The organism is Stenotrophomonas sp. YJH_SMC_105-26 (assembly GCF_059368915.1).
In genome coordinates this window covers 493,460-510,295 of the sequence record NZ_JCAFSD010000002.1, presented here as the reverse complement: position 1 = coordinate 510,295, position 16,836 = coordinate 493,460, and the positions used below count along the sequence as shown (strand labels likewise).

15 protein-coding genes are annotated in these 16,836 nt (G+C 68.7%); 9 read left to right on the top strand and 6 right to left on the bottom strand.

Translation table 11 applies throughout. The annotated features are described in order from the left end of the window. The first annotated feature begins 25 nt into the window (after window positions 1-25). Window positions 26-1,369 (top strand): diguanylate cyclase, encoded by a 1,344-nt coding sequence (locus AC5P7F_RS09250; protein WP_069117316.1) that lies wholly within the window; start codon window positions 26-28, stop codon window positions 1,367-1,369. 85 nt (window positions 1,370-1,454) lie between these two features. Then, complete coding sequence (locus AC5P7F_RS09245) at window positions 1,455-1,916, top strand: bacteriohemerythrin (protein WP_164076944.1); 462 nt, start codon at window positions 1,455-1,457, stop codon at window positions 1,914-1,916. Here AC5P7F_RS09245 and AC5P7F_RS09240 read toward each other — a convergent pair. Both AC5P7F_RS09240 and AC5P7F_RS09235 read right to left on the bottom strand, forming a co-directional pair. Further along, window positions 1,897-3,198 carry an MFS transporter gene (locus AC5P7F_RS09240; protein ID WP_032961593.1) on the bottom strand — a complete coding sequence of 434 codons (1,302 nt, stop codon included), beginning with the start codon at window positions 3,196-3,198 and terminating at the stop codon, window positions 1,897-1,899. The genes AC5P7F_RS09245 and AC5P7F_RS09240 overlap by 20 nt on opposite strands. Window positions 3,199-3,398: 200 nt before the next feature. Continuing rightward, on the bottom strand, window positions 3,399-4,895 hold the full coding sequence (locus AC5P7F_RS09235) for an aldehyde dehydrogenase family protein (RefSeq protein WP_164076945.1): 1,497 nt from the start codon (window positions 4,893-4,895) through the stop codon (window positions 3,399-3,401). Between the two features lie 103 nt (window positions 4,896-4,998). On the opposite strand from AC5P7F_RS09235, the gene aptA reads away from it, so the two are divergent. The 6 genes from aptA (at window position 4,999) to AC5P7F_RS09205 (ending at window position 11,223) form a co-directional block, all read left to right on the top strand. Continuing rightward, on the top strand, window positions 4,999-6,351 hold the full coding sequence (aptA, locus tag AC5P7F_RS09230; RefSeq protein ID WP_014646556.1) for an omega-aminotransferase AptA: 1,353 nt from the start codon (window positions 4,999-5,001) through the stop codon (window positions 6,349-6,351). A 62-nt stretch (window positions 6,352-6,413) separates the two neighbouring features. Further along, window positions 6,414-7,292 (top strand): ParB N-terminal domain-containing protein, encoded by an 879-nt coding sequence (locus tag AC5P7F_RS09225; protein WP_014646555.1) that lies wholly within the window; start codon window positions 6,414-6,416, stop codon window positions 7,290-7,292. Between the two features lie 124 nt (window positions 7,293-7,416). Then, window positions 7,417-8,703: a DUF445 domain-containing protein gene (locus AC5P7F_RS09220; protein ID WP_046429775.1), complete on the top strand. Its 1,287-nt coding sequence runs from the start codon at window positions 7,417-7,419 to the stop codon at window positions 8,701-8,703. Between the two features lie 245 nt (window positions 8,704-8,948). Then, window positions 8,949-9,263: a DUF3649 domain-containing protein gene (locus tag AC5P7F_RS09215; protein ID WP_046429774.1), complete on the top strand. Its 315-nt coding sequence runs from the start codon at window positions 8,949-8,951 to the stop codon at window positions 9,261-9,263. Then, the gene (locus tag AC5P7F_RS09210; RefSeq protein ID WP_100449696.1) at window positions 9,260-10,897 is read left to right on the top strand and encodes a PepSY-associated TM helix domain-containing protein; all 1,638 of its coding nucleotides are present in this window, start codon (window positions 9,260-9,262) and stop codon (window positions 10,895-10,897) included. Before AC5P7F_RS09215 ends, AC5P7F_RS09210 begins: the two co-directional genes overlap by 4 nt. Continuing rightward, window positions 10,894-11,223, top strand: a complete 330-nt coding sequence (locus tag AC5P7F_RS09205; RefSeq protein WP_032961601.1) for a DUF3325 domain-containing protein — start codon at window positions 10,894-10,896, stop codon at window positions 11,221-11,223. Before AC5P7F_RS09210 ends, AC5P7F_RS09205 begins: the two co-directional genes overlap by 4 nt. 120 nt (window positions 11,224-11,343) lie before the next feature. On the opposite strand, the gene rlmKL is transcribed toward AC5P7F_RS09205, so the two are convergent. Next, complete coding sequence (rlmKL, locus tag AC5P7F_RS09200; RefSeq protein ID WP_197641411.1) at window positions 11,344-13,482, bottom strand: bifunctional 23S rRNA (guanine(2069)-N(7))-methyltransferase RlmK/23S rRNA (guanine(2445)-N(2))-methyltransferase RlmL; 2,139 nt, start codon at window positions 13,480-13,482, stop codon at window positions 11,344-11,346. 145 nt (window positions 13,483-13,627) lie between these two features. Further along, window positions 13,628-14,155, bottom strand: coding sequence for an alpha/beta hydrolase (locus tag AC5P7F_RS09195; protein WP_032961606.1), 528 nt, complete (start codon window positions 14,153-14,155; stop codon window positions 13,628-13,630). 72 nt (window positions 14,156-14,227) lie between these two features. Here AC5P7F_RS09195 and AC5P7F_RS09190 point away from each other — a divergent pair, with 72 nt between their 5' ends. Then, window positions 14,228-14,794, top strand: a complete 567-nt coding sequence (locus tag AC5P7F_RS09190) for an N-acetylmuramoyl-L-alanine amidase (RefSeq protein WP_014646548.1) — start codon at window positions 14,228-14,230, stop codon at window positions 14,792-14,794. A gap of 256 nt (window positions 14,795-15,050) precedes the next feature. Here AC5P7F_RS09190 and AC5P7F_RS09185 read toward each other — a convergent pair whose 3' ends face one another. Then, window positions 15,051-15,953 (bottom strand): rhodanese-like domain-containing protein, encoded by a 903-nt coding sequence (locus AC5P7F_RS09185; RefSeq protein WP_164076946.1) that lies wholly within the window; start codon window positions 15,951-15,953, stop codon window positions 15,051-15,053. Continuing rightward, window positions 15,950-16,753: a CoA pyrophosphatase gene (locus tag AC5P7F_RS09180; protein WP_032960242.1), complete on the bottom strand. Its 804-nt coding sequence runs from the start codon at window positions 16,751-16,753 to the stop codon at window positions 15,950-15,952. Before AC5P7F_RS09180 ends, AC5P7F_RS09185 begins: the two co-directional genes overlap by 4 nt. Between the last annotated feature and the right edge of the window lie 83 nt (window positions 16,754-16,836).

Here is a 16,836-nt window from a genome sequence, read left to right as displayed (position 1 = left end):
TCCCTCCCTCGTGAGCCACCGCATCATGCCCGTCCTGCCGCAGGCCGCCGTCGATGGCGACCTGGCCGATCCGCTGCCGCAGCGGATCCTGCTGGTCGAAAACTCCCGTGCGTTCACCGGCATGCTGCGCGAGGCCATCGAGCAGCGCCTGGAACTGCCGGTGGTGATCGCTTCCACCCTGGCCGAGGCCGATCGCCTGCTGAGCGAGGATGGGGGCTGGTTCCTGGTACTGACCGGGCTGGTGCTGGCCGACGGCGACCGCGACGCGGTGGTCGAGTTCTTCCTCAGGCGCGGCCTGCCCACCGTGGTGGTCAGCAGCGTCTACGACGAGGATCTGCGCAAGCGCGTACTGCAGCAGCAGATCATCGACTACGTGCTGAAGAACACGCCGGGCAGCATCGACTACCTGGTGTGGCTGGTGCAGCGCCTGGAGCGCAACCGGCGCATTGCGGCACTGGTGGTGGACGACTCGCCGTCCGCGCGCGGCTATGCCGCCGCCCTGCTGCGCATGTATGGCCACGAGGTGCACGAGGCCGCTGACGGCAACGAGGGCCTGGCCGCGATCGACGCGCATCCTGCGATCCGCCTGGCCGTGGTCGACCAGGAAATGCCCGGCATGCAGGGCGTGGAGTTCACCCGCCGCCTGCGCACCCTGCGCTCGCGCGACAAGGTGGCGGTGATCGGCATTTCCGGCAATGCCGATGCCTCGCTGATCCCGCGCTTCCTGAAGAACGGCGCCAACGACTTCCTGCGCAAGCCGTTCTCGCGCGAGGAGTTCTTCTGCCGGGTCTCGCAGAACGTGGACCAGCTGGAGCTGATCGGCACGCTGCAGGACCTGGCCACCCGCGACTTCCTCACCGGCCTGCCCAACCGTCGCTGCTTCCTGGAACAGAGCCAGCGCCAGCTGCCGCAACTGCAGCTGCATGGCCAGTGCGTGGCGGTGGCAATGATCGACATCGACCACTTCAAGCACATCAACGACACCTACGGCCACGAAGCCGGCGATGACGCGCTGCGCGCGGTGGCCGGTGCGGTGGCCGCGCATGCCCGCAGCCACGACCTGACCGCCCGCTTCGGCGGCGAGGAGTTCTGCCTGCTGGTGCCGGACATGGAGCAGGACGAGGCCCTGCTGTACTTCGAGGAACTGCGCCAGCGCATCGCCGCGCTGGAAGTGGACATCGGCACCGCCAGCCTGCGCATGACGGTGAGCATCGGCCTGTGCTGCCTGCGCCCGCAGCGCGATGCACTGCATCGGCTGATCTCCGAAGCCGACCGCCAGCTGTACCTGGCCAAGGCCGGCGGCCGCAACCGGGTCAGCTGCACCACGGTGGCCAGCCCGCTGCGCCCGCGCGAGCCCGCGCTGACCTGACCGGGCAGCCTTGATCCAGATCAACGCCGCGCCAGCGCGGCAGCTCTACAGTCAGCCCCGACATACGCATGAAGGGGAGCCGGGGATGGCACTACTGGTCTGGCAGGACGATCTGAACATCGGCATCGATGTGATCGACCAACAACACCGCCGCATCATCGAGATGCTCAACCATTTGCACGTGGCCCAGTCCAGCATGCAGCGTGCGGCAGTGGGCGAGGTGATCGACGAAGTGGTGGACTACACCATGTCGCACTTCGCGTTCGAGGAAGAACTGATGGAGGAAGCGGGCTATCCGTTCTGTGCCGCGCACAAGCGCGTGCATGAAGTCTTCATCAAGCGGGTATCGGAGTACCGCATGCGCTTCCAGGCCGGCGAGGACATCAGCGATGAACTGCGCACCATGCTCTCGCGCTGGTTGTTCAACCACATCCGCGGCGATGACCAGGCCTACGCCGAACAGGTCAAGGCGCACTTGAACCAGTTCGCCCGCGAACACCAGGGCGGCGGTTGGCTGGGGCGCACGCTCAAGCGCTTCTTTGGCTGAGCCGCAGCGCGCGCCGGTGCAGGGCCACCAGCGCGCACAGGGTCGCTGCCGCAGTCAGGCACAGGTAGTAGCCGACCGCGACCAGGCCGAAGCGTTCCGCCAGCCAGGTGGCCAGGTACGGCGCCGGCGCCGCACCCAGAATGCCGGCCAGGTTGAATGACAGCGAGGCGCCGGTGTAGCGCACTTCCACCGGGTAGATCTCGGCCAGGAAGGTGCCGCAGGGGCCGTAGGTCAGCCCCATCAGGAACAGGCCCAGGCACAGGAACGCCGTGACCAGCCAGGGACTGTGCGGCTGGAACAGCGGAGCGAACAGCACGCCGAAGCCGATGATCAGCACGCTGGCCACGATCATCGTGCGACGCGTGCCCCAGCGGTCGCCATAGCGCGCCGACAACGGGATGCCCAGCGCGAAGAACAGCATGCCGGCCATCTGCATCAGCAGGAACTGCTCGCGGCTGTAGCCCAGCACGGCGGTGCCATGGCCGAGGCTGAACACGGTCATCAGGTAGAACAGCACGAAGGTGGCGAACGCCCCCAGCGTGCCCAGCAGCATCGCCACCGGATGGTCACGCAGCACCGTCCACATCGGCAGCCGCACCGGCGCCTTGCGCTCCAGTGCCTGCTTGAAGTCGGGCGTCTCATGGATGTTCAGGCGCACCCACAGGCCCAGGCCGACCAGCAGCGCGCTGGCCACGAACGGAATACGCCAGCCCCACTGCAGGAAGTCGTCCTGGCTCAGGCAGCGGCCGAGCGCCAGGAAAATGCCCGCCGACAACAGGAAACCGATCGGCGCGCCCAGCTGCGGGAACATGCCGTACCAGGCGCGCTTGCCCGGCGGCGCGTTCTCGGTGGCCAGCAGCACCGCCCCACCCCACTCGCCGCCCAGCCCCAGGCCCTGGCCGAAGCGGCACAGCGCCAGCAGCGCGGGCGCCCACAGGCCAATCTGCGCGTGGGTCGGCAGCAGACCGATCAGCACCGTGGACAGGCCCATGGTCAGCAACGCGGCGACCAGGGTGGCCTTGCGGCCGATGCGGTCGCCGAAATGGCCGAACACCGCCGAGCCGACCGGCCGTGCGATGAACGCCACCGCGAAGGTCGCCAGTGACTGCAACAGCGCCGCCTGTTCGCTGCTGTCCGGGAAGAACAGGTGCGGGAACACCAGCACTGCGGCCGTGGCGTAGATGTAGAAATCGAAGAATTCGATGGTGGTGCCGATCAGGCTGGCCAACAGGACGCGGCGGGGAGAGTTCACGGGCGGTGCGGCAGCGGTGATCGTCGACATCGGCAACACGGGTAACGGCGGATCGCCCGATTCTGCCACGGGCCGGTGGCCGCACGGGACGATGGTTTCAGCCGACACCGATGCCAACGAGGGGGGCAGGCACCATTGTTCTGCAGGTTCTCGCCCCTGCTCGACCACATTCCACGAAATGCAGCCGAGCATCGGCTCGGCTCTACATGTGGGCGCAAGCCCCGACGCCGTTACAGCTGGATCCAGGTGGCCTTGATCTCGCTGTACTTGTCGAACGCATGCAGCGATTTGTCGCGCCCATTGCCGGACTGCTTGTAGCCACCGAACGGGGCGGTCATGTCACCGCCATCCCAGCCGTTCACCCAGACGCTGCCGGCGCGCAGCTGGCGTGCGACGCGGTGGGCGCGGCCCAGATCGCGCGTCCACAGGCCGGCGGCGAGGCCGTAGCGGCTGTCATTGGCCAGGCGCACCGCTTCGGCTTCGTCGTCAAAGCCGAGCACCGCCAGCACCGGCCCGAATACTTCCTCGCGCGCCAATGCCTGGTCGGGGCTCACCTGATCGAACACCGTGGGCTGCACATAACAACCGCCCGCCTCGACATCGGCGCGATGACCGCCCAGCAGCAGGCGGGCGCCCTCGCTTTCGGCACGCACGATATCCCCCATCACCTTGTCCAGATGCGCGACATCCACCAGCGCGCCCATCGGTGCGTCGGCGTCAAGCGGGTGGCGCGGCTGCATGTGCTGGCCGTAGGCAACCACCTGGTGCACGAAATCCTCGCGGATCGAGCGCTGCACCAGCAGCCGTGACCCGGCAGTACAGACCTCGCCCTGGTTGAAGAAGATGCCCCGTGCCACCGCCTTCGCAGCGGCATCCAGATCGGGGGCATCGGCAAACACCACGTGCGGGCTCTTGCCACCACACTCCAGCCAGACCCGCTTGAGGTTGGACCGCCCTGAATACTGCAGCAGCCGCGCGCCGGTGGCCGTGGAGCCGGTGAACGCCAGCACGTCCACATCCATGTGCAGGGCCAACGGCTCACCGACGCGCGCACCGTGGCCCGGCAGCACGTTCAGCACGCCCTCCGGCAGGCCCGCTTCGGCGGCCAGCGCCGCCAGCCGCAACGCACTCAGGGGCGAGCGCTCGGAAGGCTTGAGCACCACCGAGTTGCCCATGGCCAATGCAGGCGCGATCTTCCAGCACGCCATCAGCAACGGGAAGTTCCACGGCACGATCGCCGCCACCACGCCGGCGGGCTCGCGCGTGACCAGGCCCAGCTCATGCGGGCCGGTGGGCGCGACCTCACCGTACAGCTTGTCCACCGCTTCGGCCGTCCAGCGCAGGCAGCGCACCGCGCCGGGCAGGTCGATACGACGCGCATCACGCACCGGCTTGCCCATGTCCAGGGTTTCCAGCAGGGCCAGCTCGTCCGCGTGTTTTTCCACCAACGCCGCCAACGCCAGCAGCACGCGCTTGCGATGGGCCGGGCTGGCCTGTGACCAGTGGCCCGCATCGAAGGCACGCCGCGCCGCGCCCACTGCGCGCTCCACGTCCTGTGCATCGCAGTCGGCGACCACCCCCAGCACGCGACCATCAATCGGGCTGATGCAGTCGAAGCGCGCGCCGCTGGCAGCGTCGGTGTAACGACCCTCGATAAAGGCCTGTCCGGGTATCGAAAGCTGCTGGGCCAGCGCCTGCCAGTGGCTGCGGTCGGGAAAGTCGGCCATGTCGGGCTCCTCGGAACAGTTTCCCCGGTTATACCGGCGCGGCCGCGACTCCACCGTGACGTGGCTGCGCTACATTTCCCCCATCGGACCCGATGGAGCTGGCATGAAGCGTTCCGCGAGCGACCTGCACGATCTGGCCACCCGACGCCCGGAGTCATTGGAGGCGTACTGGATGCCGTTCACCGCCAACCGCCAGTTCAAGGCCGCGCCGCGTGTGCTGGTGCGTGCCGAGGGCATGCACTACGAGGATGTCGACGGCCGCCAGATCCTCGATGGCACAGCCGGCCTCTGGTGCTGCAACGCGGGCCATGCACGGCCGCGCATCGTCGAGGCCATCGTCGAGCAGGCGCGCACGCTCGACTATTCGCCGGCCTTCCAGATGGGCTCGCCGCCGGCCTTCGCGCTGGCGCAGCGGCTGGCCGCCTTGGCGCCGGGCCCGCTCAACCATGTGTTCTTCACCAGCTCCGGTTCCGAGGCGGTGGATACCGCGATGAAGATCGTGCTGGCCTACCACCGCCAGCGCGGCGAGGGCCAGCGCACCCGCTTCATCAGCCGCGAGAAGGCCTACCACGGGGTGGGTTTCGGCGGCATGGCGCTGGGCGGGCTGCCCAACAACCGCAAGCCGTTCGGCCTGCAGCTGGGCGGCGTCGACTACCTGCGCCACACCCTGGACCTGCCGCGCAACGCGTTCAGCAGGGGCCTGCCACGCCAGGGCGCGGAGCTGGCCGATGACCTGGAACGGCTGATCGCGCTGCATGATGCCTCGACGATTGCCGCCGTATTCGTTGAACCCATTGCCGGCTCAGCCGGGGTGATCCTGCCCGCACCGGGTTACCTGCAGCGCCTGCGCGAACTGTGCGACCAGCACGGCATCCTGCTGGTGTTCGACGAGGTCATCACCGGTTTCGGCCGGGTTGGGATGCCCTTCGCCGCGCAGCGCTTCGGGGTCACCCCGGACCTGCTGACCTTCGCCAAGGCGGTCAGCAACGGCGCGGTACCGCTGGGTGGCGTGCTGGCCAGCGACGCCGTGCATGCAACCCTGATGCAGGCACCGCCACAGGCCATCGAGCTTTTCCATGGCTATACCTGTTCGGGGCACCCGCTGGCCTGCGCCGCGGCGCTGGCGACGCTGGAGGTCTATGCCGAGGAGCGTCTGTTCGAGCGCGCCATCGAGCTGGGCGAGTACTGGCAGGAACGACTGCATGCGCTGCAGGGCCTGCCCAACGTGATCGACATCCGCAACTTCGGCCTGGTCGGCGCGGTTGAGCTGGCGCCTCGCCGCGATGCGCCGGGCAGCCGGGGCTACGAGGTCTACCGGCGCTGCTTCCACGACGGCCGACTGCTGGTGCGCTGCACCGGCGACATCATCGCGCTGTCGCCGCCGCTGATCGTGGACAAGGCGCAGATCGACCAGATCACCGGCACCCTGGGCGAGATGATCCGGGCCACCGCCTGAGCCGGGCCGATGGTGGCGAGCGGGTACAATGGGCGGTTCCGCTCCTGCTCGCTGCCGTGCCCATGGATATCGTCGTCAAAGAAGAACTCAAGGCCTACATCGACCCGCTGACCGCGGACGAACATGACGCGCTGGAGCGCAGCATCCTGGCCGAAGGCTGCCGCGATGCGCTGGTGCTGTGGGGGAATGTACTGGTCGATGGCCATAACCGTTTCGGCATCTGCCAGAAGCATGGCCTGCCCTTCAATACCGTGCAGAACACCCGCTTCCAGAGCATGGAAGACGTGCACCTGTGGATGATCGAACAGCATCTGGGCCGCCGCAGCGTGTCCGACTTCCAGCGCGGCGTGCTGGCGCTGCGCAAGCGCGACATCCTGGCCGCCCGCAAGCAGGTCGAGCAGGCGCAGCTGCAGCGCGAGAGCGATGGCACCGCCGACGTCGCCGATGAGACCGGTGAAGACAGTCCGCCGTGGGAACCGGCACCGAAGATCAGCCGCGCCGAGCTGGCGCGCGAAGCCAAGCTGAGCACCAGTCAGGTCGGCATGATCGAGCGCATCCACGCCCAGGCCGCCGCGGAGGTGGTGGAAGCGGTCAAGGCCGGCGTGATCTCGATCAGCGCCGCCGCCGCCGTGGCCGACCTGCCGGAAGAAGAGCAGCGCGCCGCCGCCGCCGGTGGCAAGGACGAGCTGAAGCAGGCCGCCAAGCGCGTGCGCGAGTCCAAGCGCAAGCCGCGCGCACCGAAGCCGGAAGCGGCCGAGATGGACTTCGAGGAACCGGACGAGGAGCAGATCGCCAGCCGCGACGCCGAGGTGCTGTCGGCGCTGGAACAACTGGGCGAGGATGCCCCGGCACTGCGCCGCCGCGTCGTCGCGCTGACCCGCGAGAACGACACCCTGCGCGCGCAGCTGGCTGCGTTGCGCAAGCAACTGGAAGCGCTGTAAGCGCTCTCGACGCGCTTCTGTAGAGCCGAGCCCATGCTCGGCTGCTCTTTGCCACGCGCAAGGCAGCCGAGCATGGGCTCGGCTCTACAGGCAGGCGTCACCGGGCTGCGGTTAGACTTCCGGCATGACGCCTGCCCACGATCCGCGCCGCGCTCAGCTGCGACGCCTGAAAGCCCTCGCACTGGGCCTGCTGCTGTTGATGCTGGCCGGATTCGCGGTCAGCCACTGGCAGGGCGAACGCGGCATCTGGGCCTGGGTCTCGGCGTTCTGCGAGGCCGCAGCCGTGGGCGCACTGGCCGACTGGTTCGCCGTCGTCGCGCTGTTCCGGCGCCCGATGGGCCTGCCGATTCCGCACACTGCGATCATCCCGCGCAGCAAGGAACGCATCGGCGACAGCCTCGCCCTGTTCGTGCGTGACCAGTTCCTGGAACCGCAGGTGCTGCTGGCCAAGCTGCAGGTGTTCGATCCGGCCAGCCGCCTCGGCAGTTGGCTGGCCGACCCGGCGCGCTCGCGGATGCTGGCCGACATGGCACGCGGCTGGGCCCTGCAGGCACTGGACTTCTTCGACGAGACAGCGGTGCGCCGGCAGCTGCATGCGTTCGTGGTGCAGCAGCTGCGGCAGTGGAATGCCGCCGCCACCGCCGGTGAGCTGCTGGCCCTGCTGACCGCCGACGGGCGCCACCAGCGCGTGCTGGACGAGGGCCTGCAGCGGCTCGGCCGCTGGCTGGAACAGCCAGAAGTGAAGGAACGCGCCTCGCAGCTGATCGTGCGCTACATCCAGCGCGAATGGCCGACGCTGTCGAGCACGGTGAACTGGGTGAAGCCGATCGATGAGATCGGCGACAGCCTGGCCGAGCGCCTGGCGCGGGCGGTGCTGGAAGAACTGCAGCAGGTATTGGCCGAGCCGCAGCATCCGCTGCGCCAGGACTACGAGACCTGGCTGCAGAACTACGTGCAGCGCCTGCGCGAGGACCCGGCCCTGGCCGAGCGCATCGAACAGCTCAAGCGGGAAATGATCGACCACCCCGCCCTGCAGGACTACGTGCAGGGGCTGTGGGCGCGCATCCACGCCAGCCTGCGCGACGACCTGCAGCGCGAGGACTCGGCGCTGGTCGGACACCTGCAGCGCAGCCTCGCCTCGCTGGGCGCCAGCCTGCAGGCCGACCCGGCCCTGCGCGAGGCCCTCAACCAGCACCTGCTGGAAGGTGCGCAACGCCTGACCGGCCGCCTGCGCGAGGGTGTGACCACGCATATCGCGCAGACCGTGAAGGGCTGGGACGAGCGGCATCTGGTCGAACAGCTGGAACTGAGCGTGGGCCGCGACCTGCAGTTCATCCGCTTCAACGGCACGCTGGTGGGAGGGCTGATCGGCCTGTTGCTGCATGCGGCGACAGTGGTGTTCAGGTTCTAGGCCTCGGTGCGCCCCCGGATCATCATGCTTGATTCATAAAATGCGAATGCCTATCATTTACTGATCGGTTGTACGCTTAGCCAAGCGGGCGCGGAAGACGCGCCCATCGCCCGTGTACATCCCCGACCTCTGGATTGTCCGCCTGCGCGGGCAGTGCTTCGTCGATGGGACACGCTGGGCGACATGCGCAGGGCGCAAGGGGGCCGCGGACGCGTTCCATCCCCTCCCCTACCTGCAGGAACGCCGTGGACCGCTCGCCCGCAACCGCCAGCCCCCGCACCTTCTTCTCCAATCCACGCTGGGGCGTGCTGTCACGCTCGCTGGCCGCGATCTTCGGCGGCTACGCGCTGGCTTCGGCCACCAGCGTGTTCTGCGCGGTGGCCCTGCCCGGTGCGCGCGGCCAGGCCGTGCTGACCGGCATGCTGCTGGCCATCCTGGTCGCCGCGTGCGCAGCGCTGTGGGCGTTCGCGACCCGCAGCGCGCTGCGCGCCTGGGTGGGCATCCTCGCGCCCGCGCTGCTGATGGCCGCCATTGCGCGCCTGCTGGGGGCCTGGGCATGAAGAACGGCTTCCGCCAATCGATGGCCTGGCTGCATACCTGGACCGGCCTGCTGGTCGGCTGGTTGCTGCTGCTGATCTTCATGGCCGGCACCGCCAGCTACTATCGCGAGGAAATCAGCCGCTGGATGCGACCGGAACTTCCGTCCAGCCAGGTCAGCATCGATGTCGCCGCGCAGCGCGCCGTGGATTACCTGCAGGCCAATGCGGCGCAGGCCGGGAACTGGTTCGTCACCCTGCCGCAGCCGCGCAACCCGGCCATGCAGATGTTCTGGCGGTTGCCACCGGAGCTGGCCGATCCCAGTCGCGGCCGTCGCGGTGGCTTCGGCGAAGCCACGCTGGACCCGAATACCGGCCAGGCACTGAAGGCACGCGAAACGCGGGGCGGTGATTTCTTCTACCGCCTGCATTTCGACCTGCACTACATCCCGGTGCTGTGGGCGCGCTACCTGGTCGGCTTCTGCGCGATGTTCATGCTGGTGGCGATCATCACCGGCGTCATCACCCACAAGAAAATCTTCAAGGACTTCTTCACGTTCCGCAAGGACAAGGGCCTGCGTTCCTGGCTCGATTTCCACAACGTCAGCGCGGTGATGGCCCTGCCCTACCACGCGATGATCACCTACACCGGCATCGTCACCCTGATGGTCATGTACCTGCCGTGGGGGGTGAAAGTCGCCTACCCGCAGGACGAAGACAAGTTCTTCAGCGAAGCCTTCGGCGGCATGCCGGAGGTGACCGCGCCGGCCGAAGGACGCGCCACGCCGCTGCCGATCGCGCAGCTGCTGGACAGCGCACGTGCGCACTGGCACGGCGTGGAAGTGGCCGGCTTCACCGTGTCCAACCCGGGGGCGGCCAATGCGGTGATCGACATCCGCCAACGCGACGGCAAGCGCCTGTCCACCGACACTCCCGCCGTTCGCTACGACATGGTCAACGGCACGTTGCTGGAGGAAACGCCTCCATCCGGCGGCGCCACCGCCACCCGTGGCGTGCTGTACGGCCTGCACCTGGCGCGCTTCGCCGATTGGGGCCTGCGTGCACTGTTCTTCCTGTCCGGCCTGGTCGGCTGCCTGATGGTGGCCAGCGGCGTGGTGCTGTGGGCGGTGAAGGAACGGCCCAGGCATGCCAAGAGCGGCCGCACCGGCTTCGGCCTGCGCCTGGTCGATGCGCTGAACATCGGCACCGTGGCCGGCCTGCCGATCGCTTTCGCGGCCTACTTCTGGGGCAACCGCCTGCTGCCGCTGGACATCGCCGGGCGCGCGAGTGCGGAGGCCAACGTGTTCTTCTACGCCTGGGGCGGCGCGCTGCTGGCCGCCTTCATCTGGCCGAAGCGGATGATGTGGGCGTGGCAGCTGTACCTGGGTGCGGCTGCGTTCGCGCTGGTACCGGTGGTCAACGCGCTGACCACGCACGCGCATCTTGGCATCACACTGCGCAGCGGTGACTGGGTACTGGCTGGCGTCGATCTGTCGATGATCGCGTTCGGTGCGATGCTGGCGCTGTGCGGCTGGCGCATGCAGCGCTGGACGCCACCGCTGAGCGCGGCCGAGAAGAAGAAGCGCGCCGCCGCCGCAGCAGCACCCAGGGCCCCGGTGGACGCTGCGGAAACCGCCGAAGCGGAGGCCAGCGCATGATGCTGCTGGCACTGGCCCTGTCGTTCTCCGCGTTCACCGCGTTGTCGCTGGCGATGGAAAAGCACCAGCACGACCTGCACGGCAGGGCCGCAGCCACGCCCGCACGGCGCACCCAGTGGCGCGTGCTGGGCTGGGCCCTGCTGACGGTGGCGTTCGCGCTGTGCGTGATCGACCACGGCTGGGCGATGGGCCCGGTGCTGTGGCTGGGCACGATGACACTGGGCGGTCTGGCGCTGTCGTTCGGGCTGTACCCTTACCGGCCGAAGTGGATCGCGGCGTTGGCGATCGTGCTGCCGGTGCTGGGGCTGGTGGTGGCGGTGCTGTAGCCGGGCCACCGGGGTCGGATCCCTTTCGCGAAGCGCAAGGGCTCTGACCCCTGGTGCGTAGATCCGGATGGGGTCAGAGCCCCTGCGCTTCGCGCAGGGGATCCGACCCCGGGCGTCGCGTTACCCCAACCGCTTCAATTCCCACGCGCGGTGGATGCGCGCGTTGCGCTCGAAGTCCGGGCCGATGGTGCGCGCGGTGATCTCGCGGCACTGGGCGAATTCGGCGATGGCGTTCTCTTCCAGCTTGAAGCGGCGGAAATTGTTGGAGAAGTACAGCACGCCGCCCGGCGCCAGCCGCGCCACGGCTGCACGCAGCAGCTTGATCTGCTCGCGCTGCACGTCGAAGTCATCGGCGCGCGCGGAGTTGGAGAAGGTCGGCGGGTCACAGAAGATCACGTCGTACTGGCCACGGTCGCCCTCCAGCCACGCCATCGCGTCGGCCTGCACCAGCAGGTGCTGGTTGCCGCCCTGCCCGTTCAACGCCAGGTTGTCGTAGCACCACTGCAGGTAGGTCGCCGACAGATCGACGCTGGTGGTGCTGGCGGCACCGGCCACCGCCGCCTGCACGCTGGCCACGCCGGTGTAGCAGAACAGGTTGAGGAAGCGCTTGCCACGTACCTGCTCGGCCATCATCCGGCGCAGCGGGCGGTGGTCGAGGAACAGGCCGGTGTCCAGGTAGTCGAACAGATTCACCTGCAGCAGTGCATTGTTCTCGCGCACCACGATGAATTCGTCACGCTGCTCGAAGCGGCCGTACTTGCTGCCGCCCTTGCCGCGCTCGCGCGACTTCATCGAGACCTGCTCGGGCGGCACGCCGAACACTTCGCGCGCAGCGGCCAGCAGCTCGTTGCGGCGGCGGCGCACGTCGTTCTCGGGAATGGCAGCCGGTGCGGCGTATTCCTGCACGTGCAGGAAGGTACGGCGCTTGCCGCCGTCTTCCTCGTAGACGTCGATGGCGGCCGCGTACTCCGGCAGGTCGGCGTCATAGGCGCGGAAGCAGGTGATGTCTTCGCGGGCACGCCAGCTCTTGAACTTCTTCAGGTTCTTGCGCAGGCGGTTGGCCACCATCTGCGCGCCTTCGCTCAGCTCGCGCGGCTGTGCCGGATCACGGCCCGGCACGGCGATCGGGTCGCAGACGATCAGCACACATTCCAGCGCACCATTGAACATCTGGTACTTCTTGCCGGCGCGCAGGCCGGTGGCGAAGGCCAGTTCGTCGTTGCCGCACAGCAGGCTGGCGCGCCACTGCGGCACCGCCTTCTGCAGGGCGTTGCCCAGCGCGCGGTACAGCGCCGGATCGGCGGCCAGGCGTTCGTCGTACGGCGGGTTGCAGACCACCGCACCGATCTCCTGTTCCGGCGCGGCCAGGTCGGCCACGTCGGCGCGGGTGAAGCGGATCGCGTGGGCGACGCCCGCGACCTCGGCATTCTCGCGTGCCGCCTGGATCGCGGTCGGATCGATGTCGCTGCCGTGGATGACTGGCTTCAGCGCGGCCAGGCCGGCCGCTTCGCGCTCACGTGCTTCGCTCTGGATGGACTTCCAGGCGGCCTTGTCGAAGCCCAGCCAGCGGCTCGGCGGCAGGCTGCCATGACGCATCAGGCCGGGAGCGACGTCGGCGGCCATCAGCGCACCTTCGATCAGCAGGGTACCGCTGCCGCACATCGGATCCAGCAGGCCACCACCGGCAGCGTGCAGGCGCGGCCATTGCGCGCGCAGCAGCAGCGCGGCGGCCAGGTTTTCCTTCAGCGGTGCCTCGTGGGCAGCACCACGCCAGCCACGGCGATGCAGCGGGCCGCCGCCGAGATCGATCGACAACGAGGCACGGCCCTTGCGCAGCGACAGGTTGACGCGCACGTCGGGCAGATCGGTGTTGACCGAGGGGCGTTCCAGGCCTTCATCGCGCATGCGGTCGACGATGGCGTCCTTGATCCGCTGTGCGGCGAAGCGGGCGTGGGTGATCTTGTCGCCGGACACGTGCGCGTCCACCGCCAGGGTCATCTCCGGCGTGATGTGCTCGTGCCACGGCAGCGCACGCACGCCGTCGTACAGGGCCTGCTCGTCCGGGCACTCGAACTCGTCGATGGGCCACAGCACGCGGCTGGCCAGGCGCGACCACATCACGATCCGCAGCGCCTGCGCCAGTTCGCCCTCGGCGTTGACGCCGGCAATGGTGGCAGTGGCCTTGCCAAGGCCCAGGGCCGACAGTTCATCGGCAAGCAGGTATTCCAGGCCCTTGGCGCAGGAGACGAAGAATTTCACGGGATCGGTTCGCAGGTGGTCGGGCGCGGCACAGGGGCCGGGCCGGTCGGAAAGGAGGGCCGTAGGCACGGCCGGCAGGCCCGCGCCGGGGGCGGCGGGGCTGCCATTGTAGTCAATGCGGGCGGGCGCGCCGTGCGCCCGGGCTTCACAGTTGCCGCAGCAAGCGTTCGAAGGCCTGCGCGGAAGCCTCCACGTGGCGCTCGAGGCGGTGGCCGTCGTCGACCAGCAGCAGCTGCGCCGAGCGCGCCTGCGCCCACGCGATCACTCCCGCTGCTGGCACCACGTCGTCATGCCAGGCCTGGACCACGGTGGTCGGCACGGCGGCGGCGTCCAGCGCCGGCATCGGGCCCATCGTGGTCGGCGGCACCATCAGGAACAGGCCGGCCACCGGTACCTGCAACGAGGCGATGGCGGAGATGTAGGCGCCCAGGCTGGAGCCGGCCAGCACCACCGGCCCCTGCCGGGCCGCGATGGCGGCGCGCTCGACCAGGCGGCGCAGGCGGGTCGGCACGTCGCCTACCCGGCTGACCTCGCTCATCGCGTCCAGGTCGGTGTAGTCCGGGCGCTCATGGGTCCAGCCCAGGCGCTGCGCCACGTCGGCCAGCGCGGTGACCTTGGTCGCTTCCGGGCCGCTCTCGAAGCCATGCGACAGGATGCAGTGGCCGCGGCTCATGCGCGTGCTCCGTGCGAGCGGGCCAACGAGGAAAGAGAAGGCAGGTTCATGCCGCAATGCTAGCATCGACGGATGCCCAACCCGCTCCTGCCCGGCCTGCAGCTGCAGCCCCTGCCCTACGAAGACCGTCTGCCGCTGCGCGACCCGGCCACGCTGGAGATGGTGGTGATCCACTGCACCGAGCTGCCCGATCTGGCGACGGCCCGCGAGTACGGCGAGCGCGTACTGTACGACAGCGGCGCCGGCAACAGCGGGCACTTCTACATCGACCGCGATGGCAGCGTGGTGCAGTACGTGGCACCGGAACGCGTGGCCCATCACGTGCGCGGCATGAACGCGCATACGCTGGGCATCGAGCTGGTCAATACCGGGCGCTATCCGGACTGGTTCGACAGCCGCCACCAGGCGATGGACGAGGCGTACACCGAGGCACAGCTGCAGGCGCTGGAACAGCTGCTGCTGGCGCTGGTGGCGCACTACCCGTCGCTGCGACGGATTGCCGGGCATGACCAGCTGGACCTGGAACGGGTGCCGGCCAGCGACGATGCGACGTTGACGGTGGCGCGCAAGCGCGATCCGGGGCCGCTGTTCCCGTGGGCGCGGGTGCTGGCGAAGGTGCCGTTGCAGCCGGTTGGGTAAGCGGCAGGGCTGCGCCCTGCACCCGCAGAGGCAACGGCAACGTCAACGTCAAACGCTGGCATTCCGTGGGATGGCGGGGTGGGTCCGGTTGCGGACACCCCCGCAACCGGCCCCACCCCGCCTTCGACAGTTCTCCGCGATCCTTCGAATCGACACGGGGTTGGATCCCGTTGCTACGCAACGGGCTCTGACCCGATTTTCGGTTGATGGGGTCAGAACCGTTCTCCGTTGGAAAACGGATCCGACCCCGCGCGGCTCAGGCGCCGGTCGCCACCGGGCGGCTGCTGTCGCTGACCCACCCGCTCCAGGAGTCGGCGTAGATGCGCGCGCCGGACAGGCCCGCCGTTTCCATCGCCAGCAGCAGATGGCAGGCGGTCACGCCGGAGCCGCACATCAGCACCACCTGCTGCGGATCGCGGTTGCCGATCACGCCCTGCAGTTCGGCGCGCAGCGCCTGTGGGTCGCGCAGGTGGCCATCGAGTACGTTCAAGGCGAACGGGCGGTTGACCGCGCCCGGCACGTGGCCGGCGACCGGGTCCAGCGGCTCGACGTCACCGCGGAAGCGCTCACCCGCGCGCGCGTCGACCAACCAGCCCGGCGCGTGCTTCAGCCGTGCGCTGATTTCATCGGCGTTGGCGATCTGGGTGGTGTCGAAACGGCCCGGGTAGGCAGGTAACGCCGTCACTTCAGTCGGCCCGCTCGCCAGCGCGTGACCGGCGGCCTGCCAGGCGGCAATACCGCCGTCGAGCACGGCCACCCGGGTGTGCCCGATCAGCCGCAGCAGCCACCACAGGCGCGAGGCGGCCATGCTGCCGTCGCTGCCGTCGTAGACCACCACCTGGGTTTCGGGACCGATGCCCCACGTACCGAGCTTCGCGGCGAACGCATCGCTGTCCGGCAGCGGGTGCCGGCCATGGCCGCTTCGGGTCAGATCCGACAGATCACGGTTGAGATCGGCATGCACCGCAGTCGGTATGTGCCCTGCCAGATACTGGCCGCCCGCAGCCTGCGGATCGGCCAGCGAAGCACGCGCATCGACCACACGCACGGCGGTGCTGGCGGTGGCACGCGCGTCGACGACGCGCACGCCTGCGCCCAGCGCAGCGGCAAGGGTGGTGACATCGATCAGGGTGGTCCACGGCGGATCGATCGGCTTCATTTCACTTGCTCCAGGCGACGACGCAGGTTGTAGAGAATGGCGGCGGTCGCGCCCCAGATGCGCTGCCCCGGCCAGCCATACTCCAGGACGTGGCGGACCCGGCCGCGATGAGTGATTTCGACCTGGCGCAGGCTGTCGGGCGCCATCAGATAATCCAGCGGCACCTCGAACACTTCGGCCACTTCGCTGGGCTGCGGCACCGGCACGAAATCCGGGTCGACCACCGCTACCACCGGCGTGACCCGGTAGCCGGTGATGGTGACGAAGGGATCGAGATACCCCAGCGCCTGCACCTGGCCGGGCGCCAATGCGATTTCTTCCTGGCTCTCGCGCAGCGCGGCCGCCAATGCGTCGCGGTCATCGGGTTCGGTGCGGCCGCCGGGGAATCCGACCTGGCCCCCGTGCGTGCGCAGGGTTTCGGTGCGGCGGGTCAGGATCACCTGTGCGCCGTTGGCGCGCGGGACGATGCCGGCCAGCACCGCAGCCTCCACCGGAGGCCCGGGCGGCAGCAGGTCGATCAGCTCACTGCGGTTCCAGCCGTCGCCGGCCGGCGGTTGGGCCAAGGGGTGCAGCGCGCGCATCAGTCGCTCGTGGTCGGCCAGCGAGCCACGCAGCGATTGCTGCAGTTGTTCGCGCAGGGGCTGCACGCGGTGCAGGATGCGGCTGCGTTCCTCGTTGCTCATCGACGACCACCGCGCGATCTCATCGATATGCCGCGCGCAGCCGGTGCATTGCCGGTACGGATCCAGCGTGCACACTCCGATGCAGGGACTTGCGACAACACGCGCCGTTTCTTCCATTGTTTGCACCCGGCAACAGTAGCGCGATCGGGCTGAATTTGCGCGGGTGGCCCGGCCCAACGGTAGAGTCGACTGTCAGTCGA

Excerpts from the sequence above, each read along its gene's own strand:
- AC5P7F_RS09250 (WP_069117316.1), top strand. The coding sequence starts at position 26 with ATGCCCGTCCTGCCGCAGGCCGCCGTCGATGGCGACCTGGCCGATCCG.
- AC5P7F_RS09245 (WP_164076944.1), top strand. The coding sequence starts at position 1,455 with ATGGCACTACTGGTCTGGCAGGACGATCTGAACATCGGCATCGATGTG.
- AC5P7F_RS09240 (WP_032961593.1), bottom strand. The coding sequence starts at position 3,198 with ATGTCGACGATCACCGCTGCCGCACCGCCCGTGAACTCTCCCCGCCGC.
- AC5P7F_RS09235 (WP_164076945.1), bottom strand. The coding sequence starts at position 4,895 with ATGGCCGACTTTCCCGACCGCAGCCACTGGCAGGCGCTGGCCCAGCAG.
- aptA (WP_014646556.1), top strand. The coding sequence starts at position 4,999 with ATGAAGCGTTCCGCGAGCGACCTGCACGATCTGGCCACCCGACGCCCG.
- AC5P7F_RS09225 (WP_014646555.1), top strand. The coding sequence starts at position 6,414 with ATGGATATCGTCGTCAAAGAAGAACTCAAGGCCTACATCGACCCGCTG.
- AC5P7F_RS09220 (WP_046429775.1), top strand. The coding sequence starts at position 7,417 with ATGACGCCTGCCCACGATCCGCGCCGCGCTCAGCTGCGACGCCTGAAA.
- AC5P7F_RS09210 (WP_100449696.1), top strand. The coding sequence starts at position 9,260 with ATGAAGAACGGCTTCCGCCAATCGATGGCCTGGCTGCATACCTGGACC.
- AC5P7F_RS09205 (WP_032961601.1), top strand. The coding sequence starts at position 10,894 with ATGATGCTGCTGGCACTGGCCCTGTCGTTCTCCGCGTTCACCGCGTTG.
- AC5P7F_RS09195 (WP_032961606.1), bottom strand. The coding sequence starts at position 14,155 with ATGAGCCGCGGCCACTGCATCCTGTCGCATGGCTTCGAGAGCGGCCCG.
- AC5P7F_RS09190 (WP_014646548.1), top strand. The coding sequence starts at position 14,228 with ATGCCCAACCCGCTCCTGCCCGGCCTGCAGCTGCAGCCCCTGCCCTAC.
- AC5P7F_RS09185 (WP_164076946.1), bottom strand. The coding sequence starts at position 15,953 with ATGAAGCCGATCGATCCGCCGTGGACCACCCTGATCGATGTCACCACC.
- AC5P7F_RS09180 (WP_032960242.1), bottom strand. The coding sequence starts at position 16,753 with ATGGAAGAAACGGCGCGTGTTGTCGCAAGTCCCTGCATCGGAGTGTGC.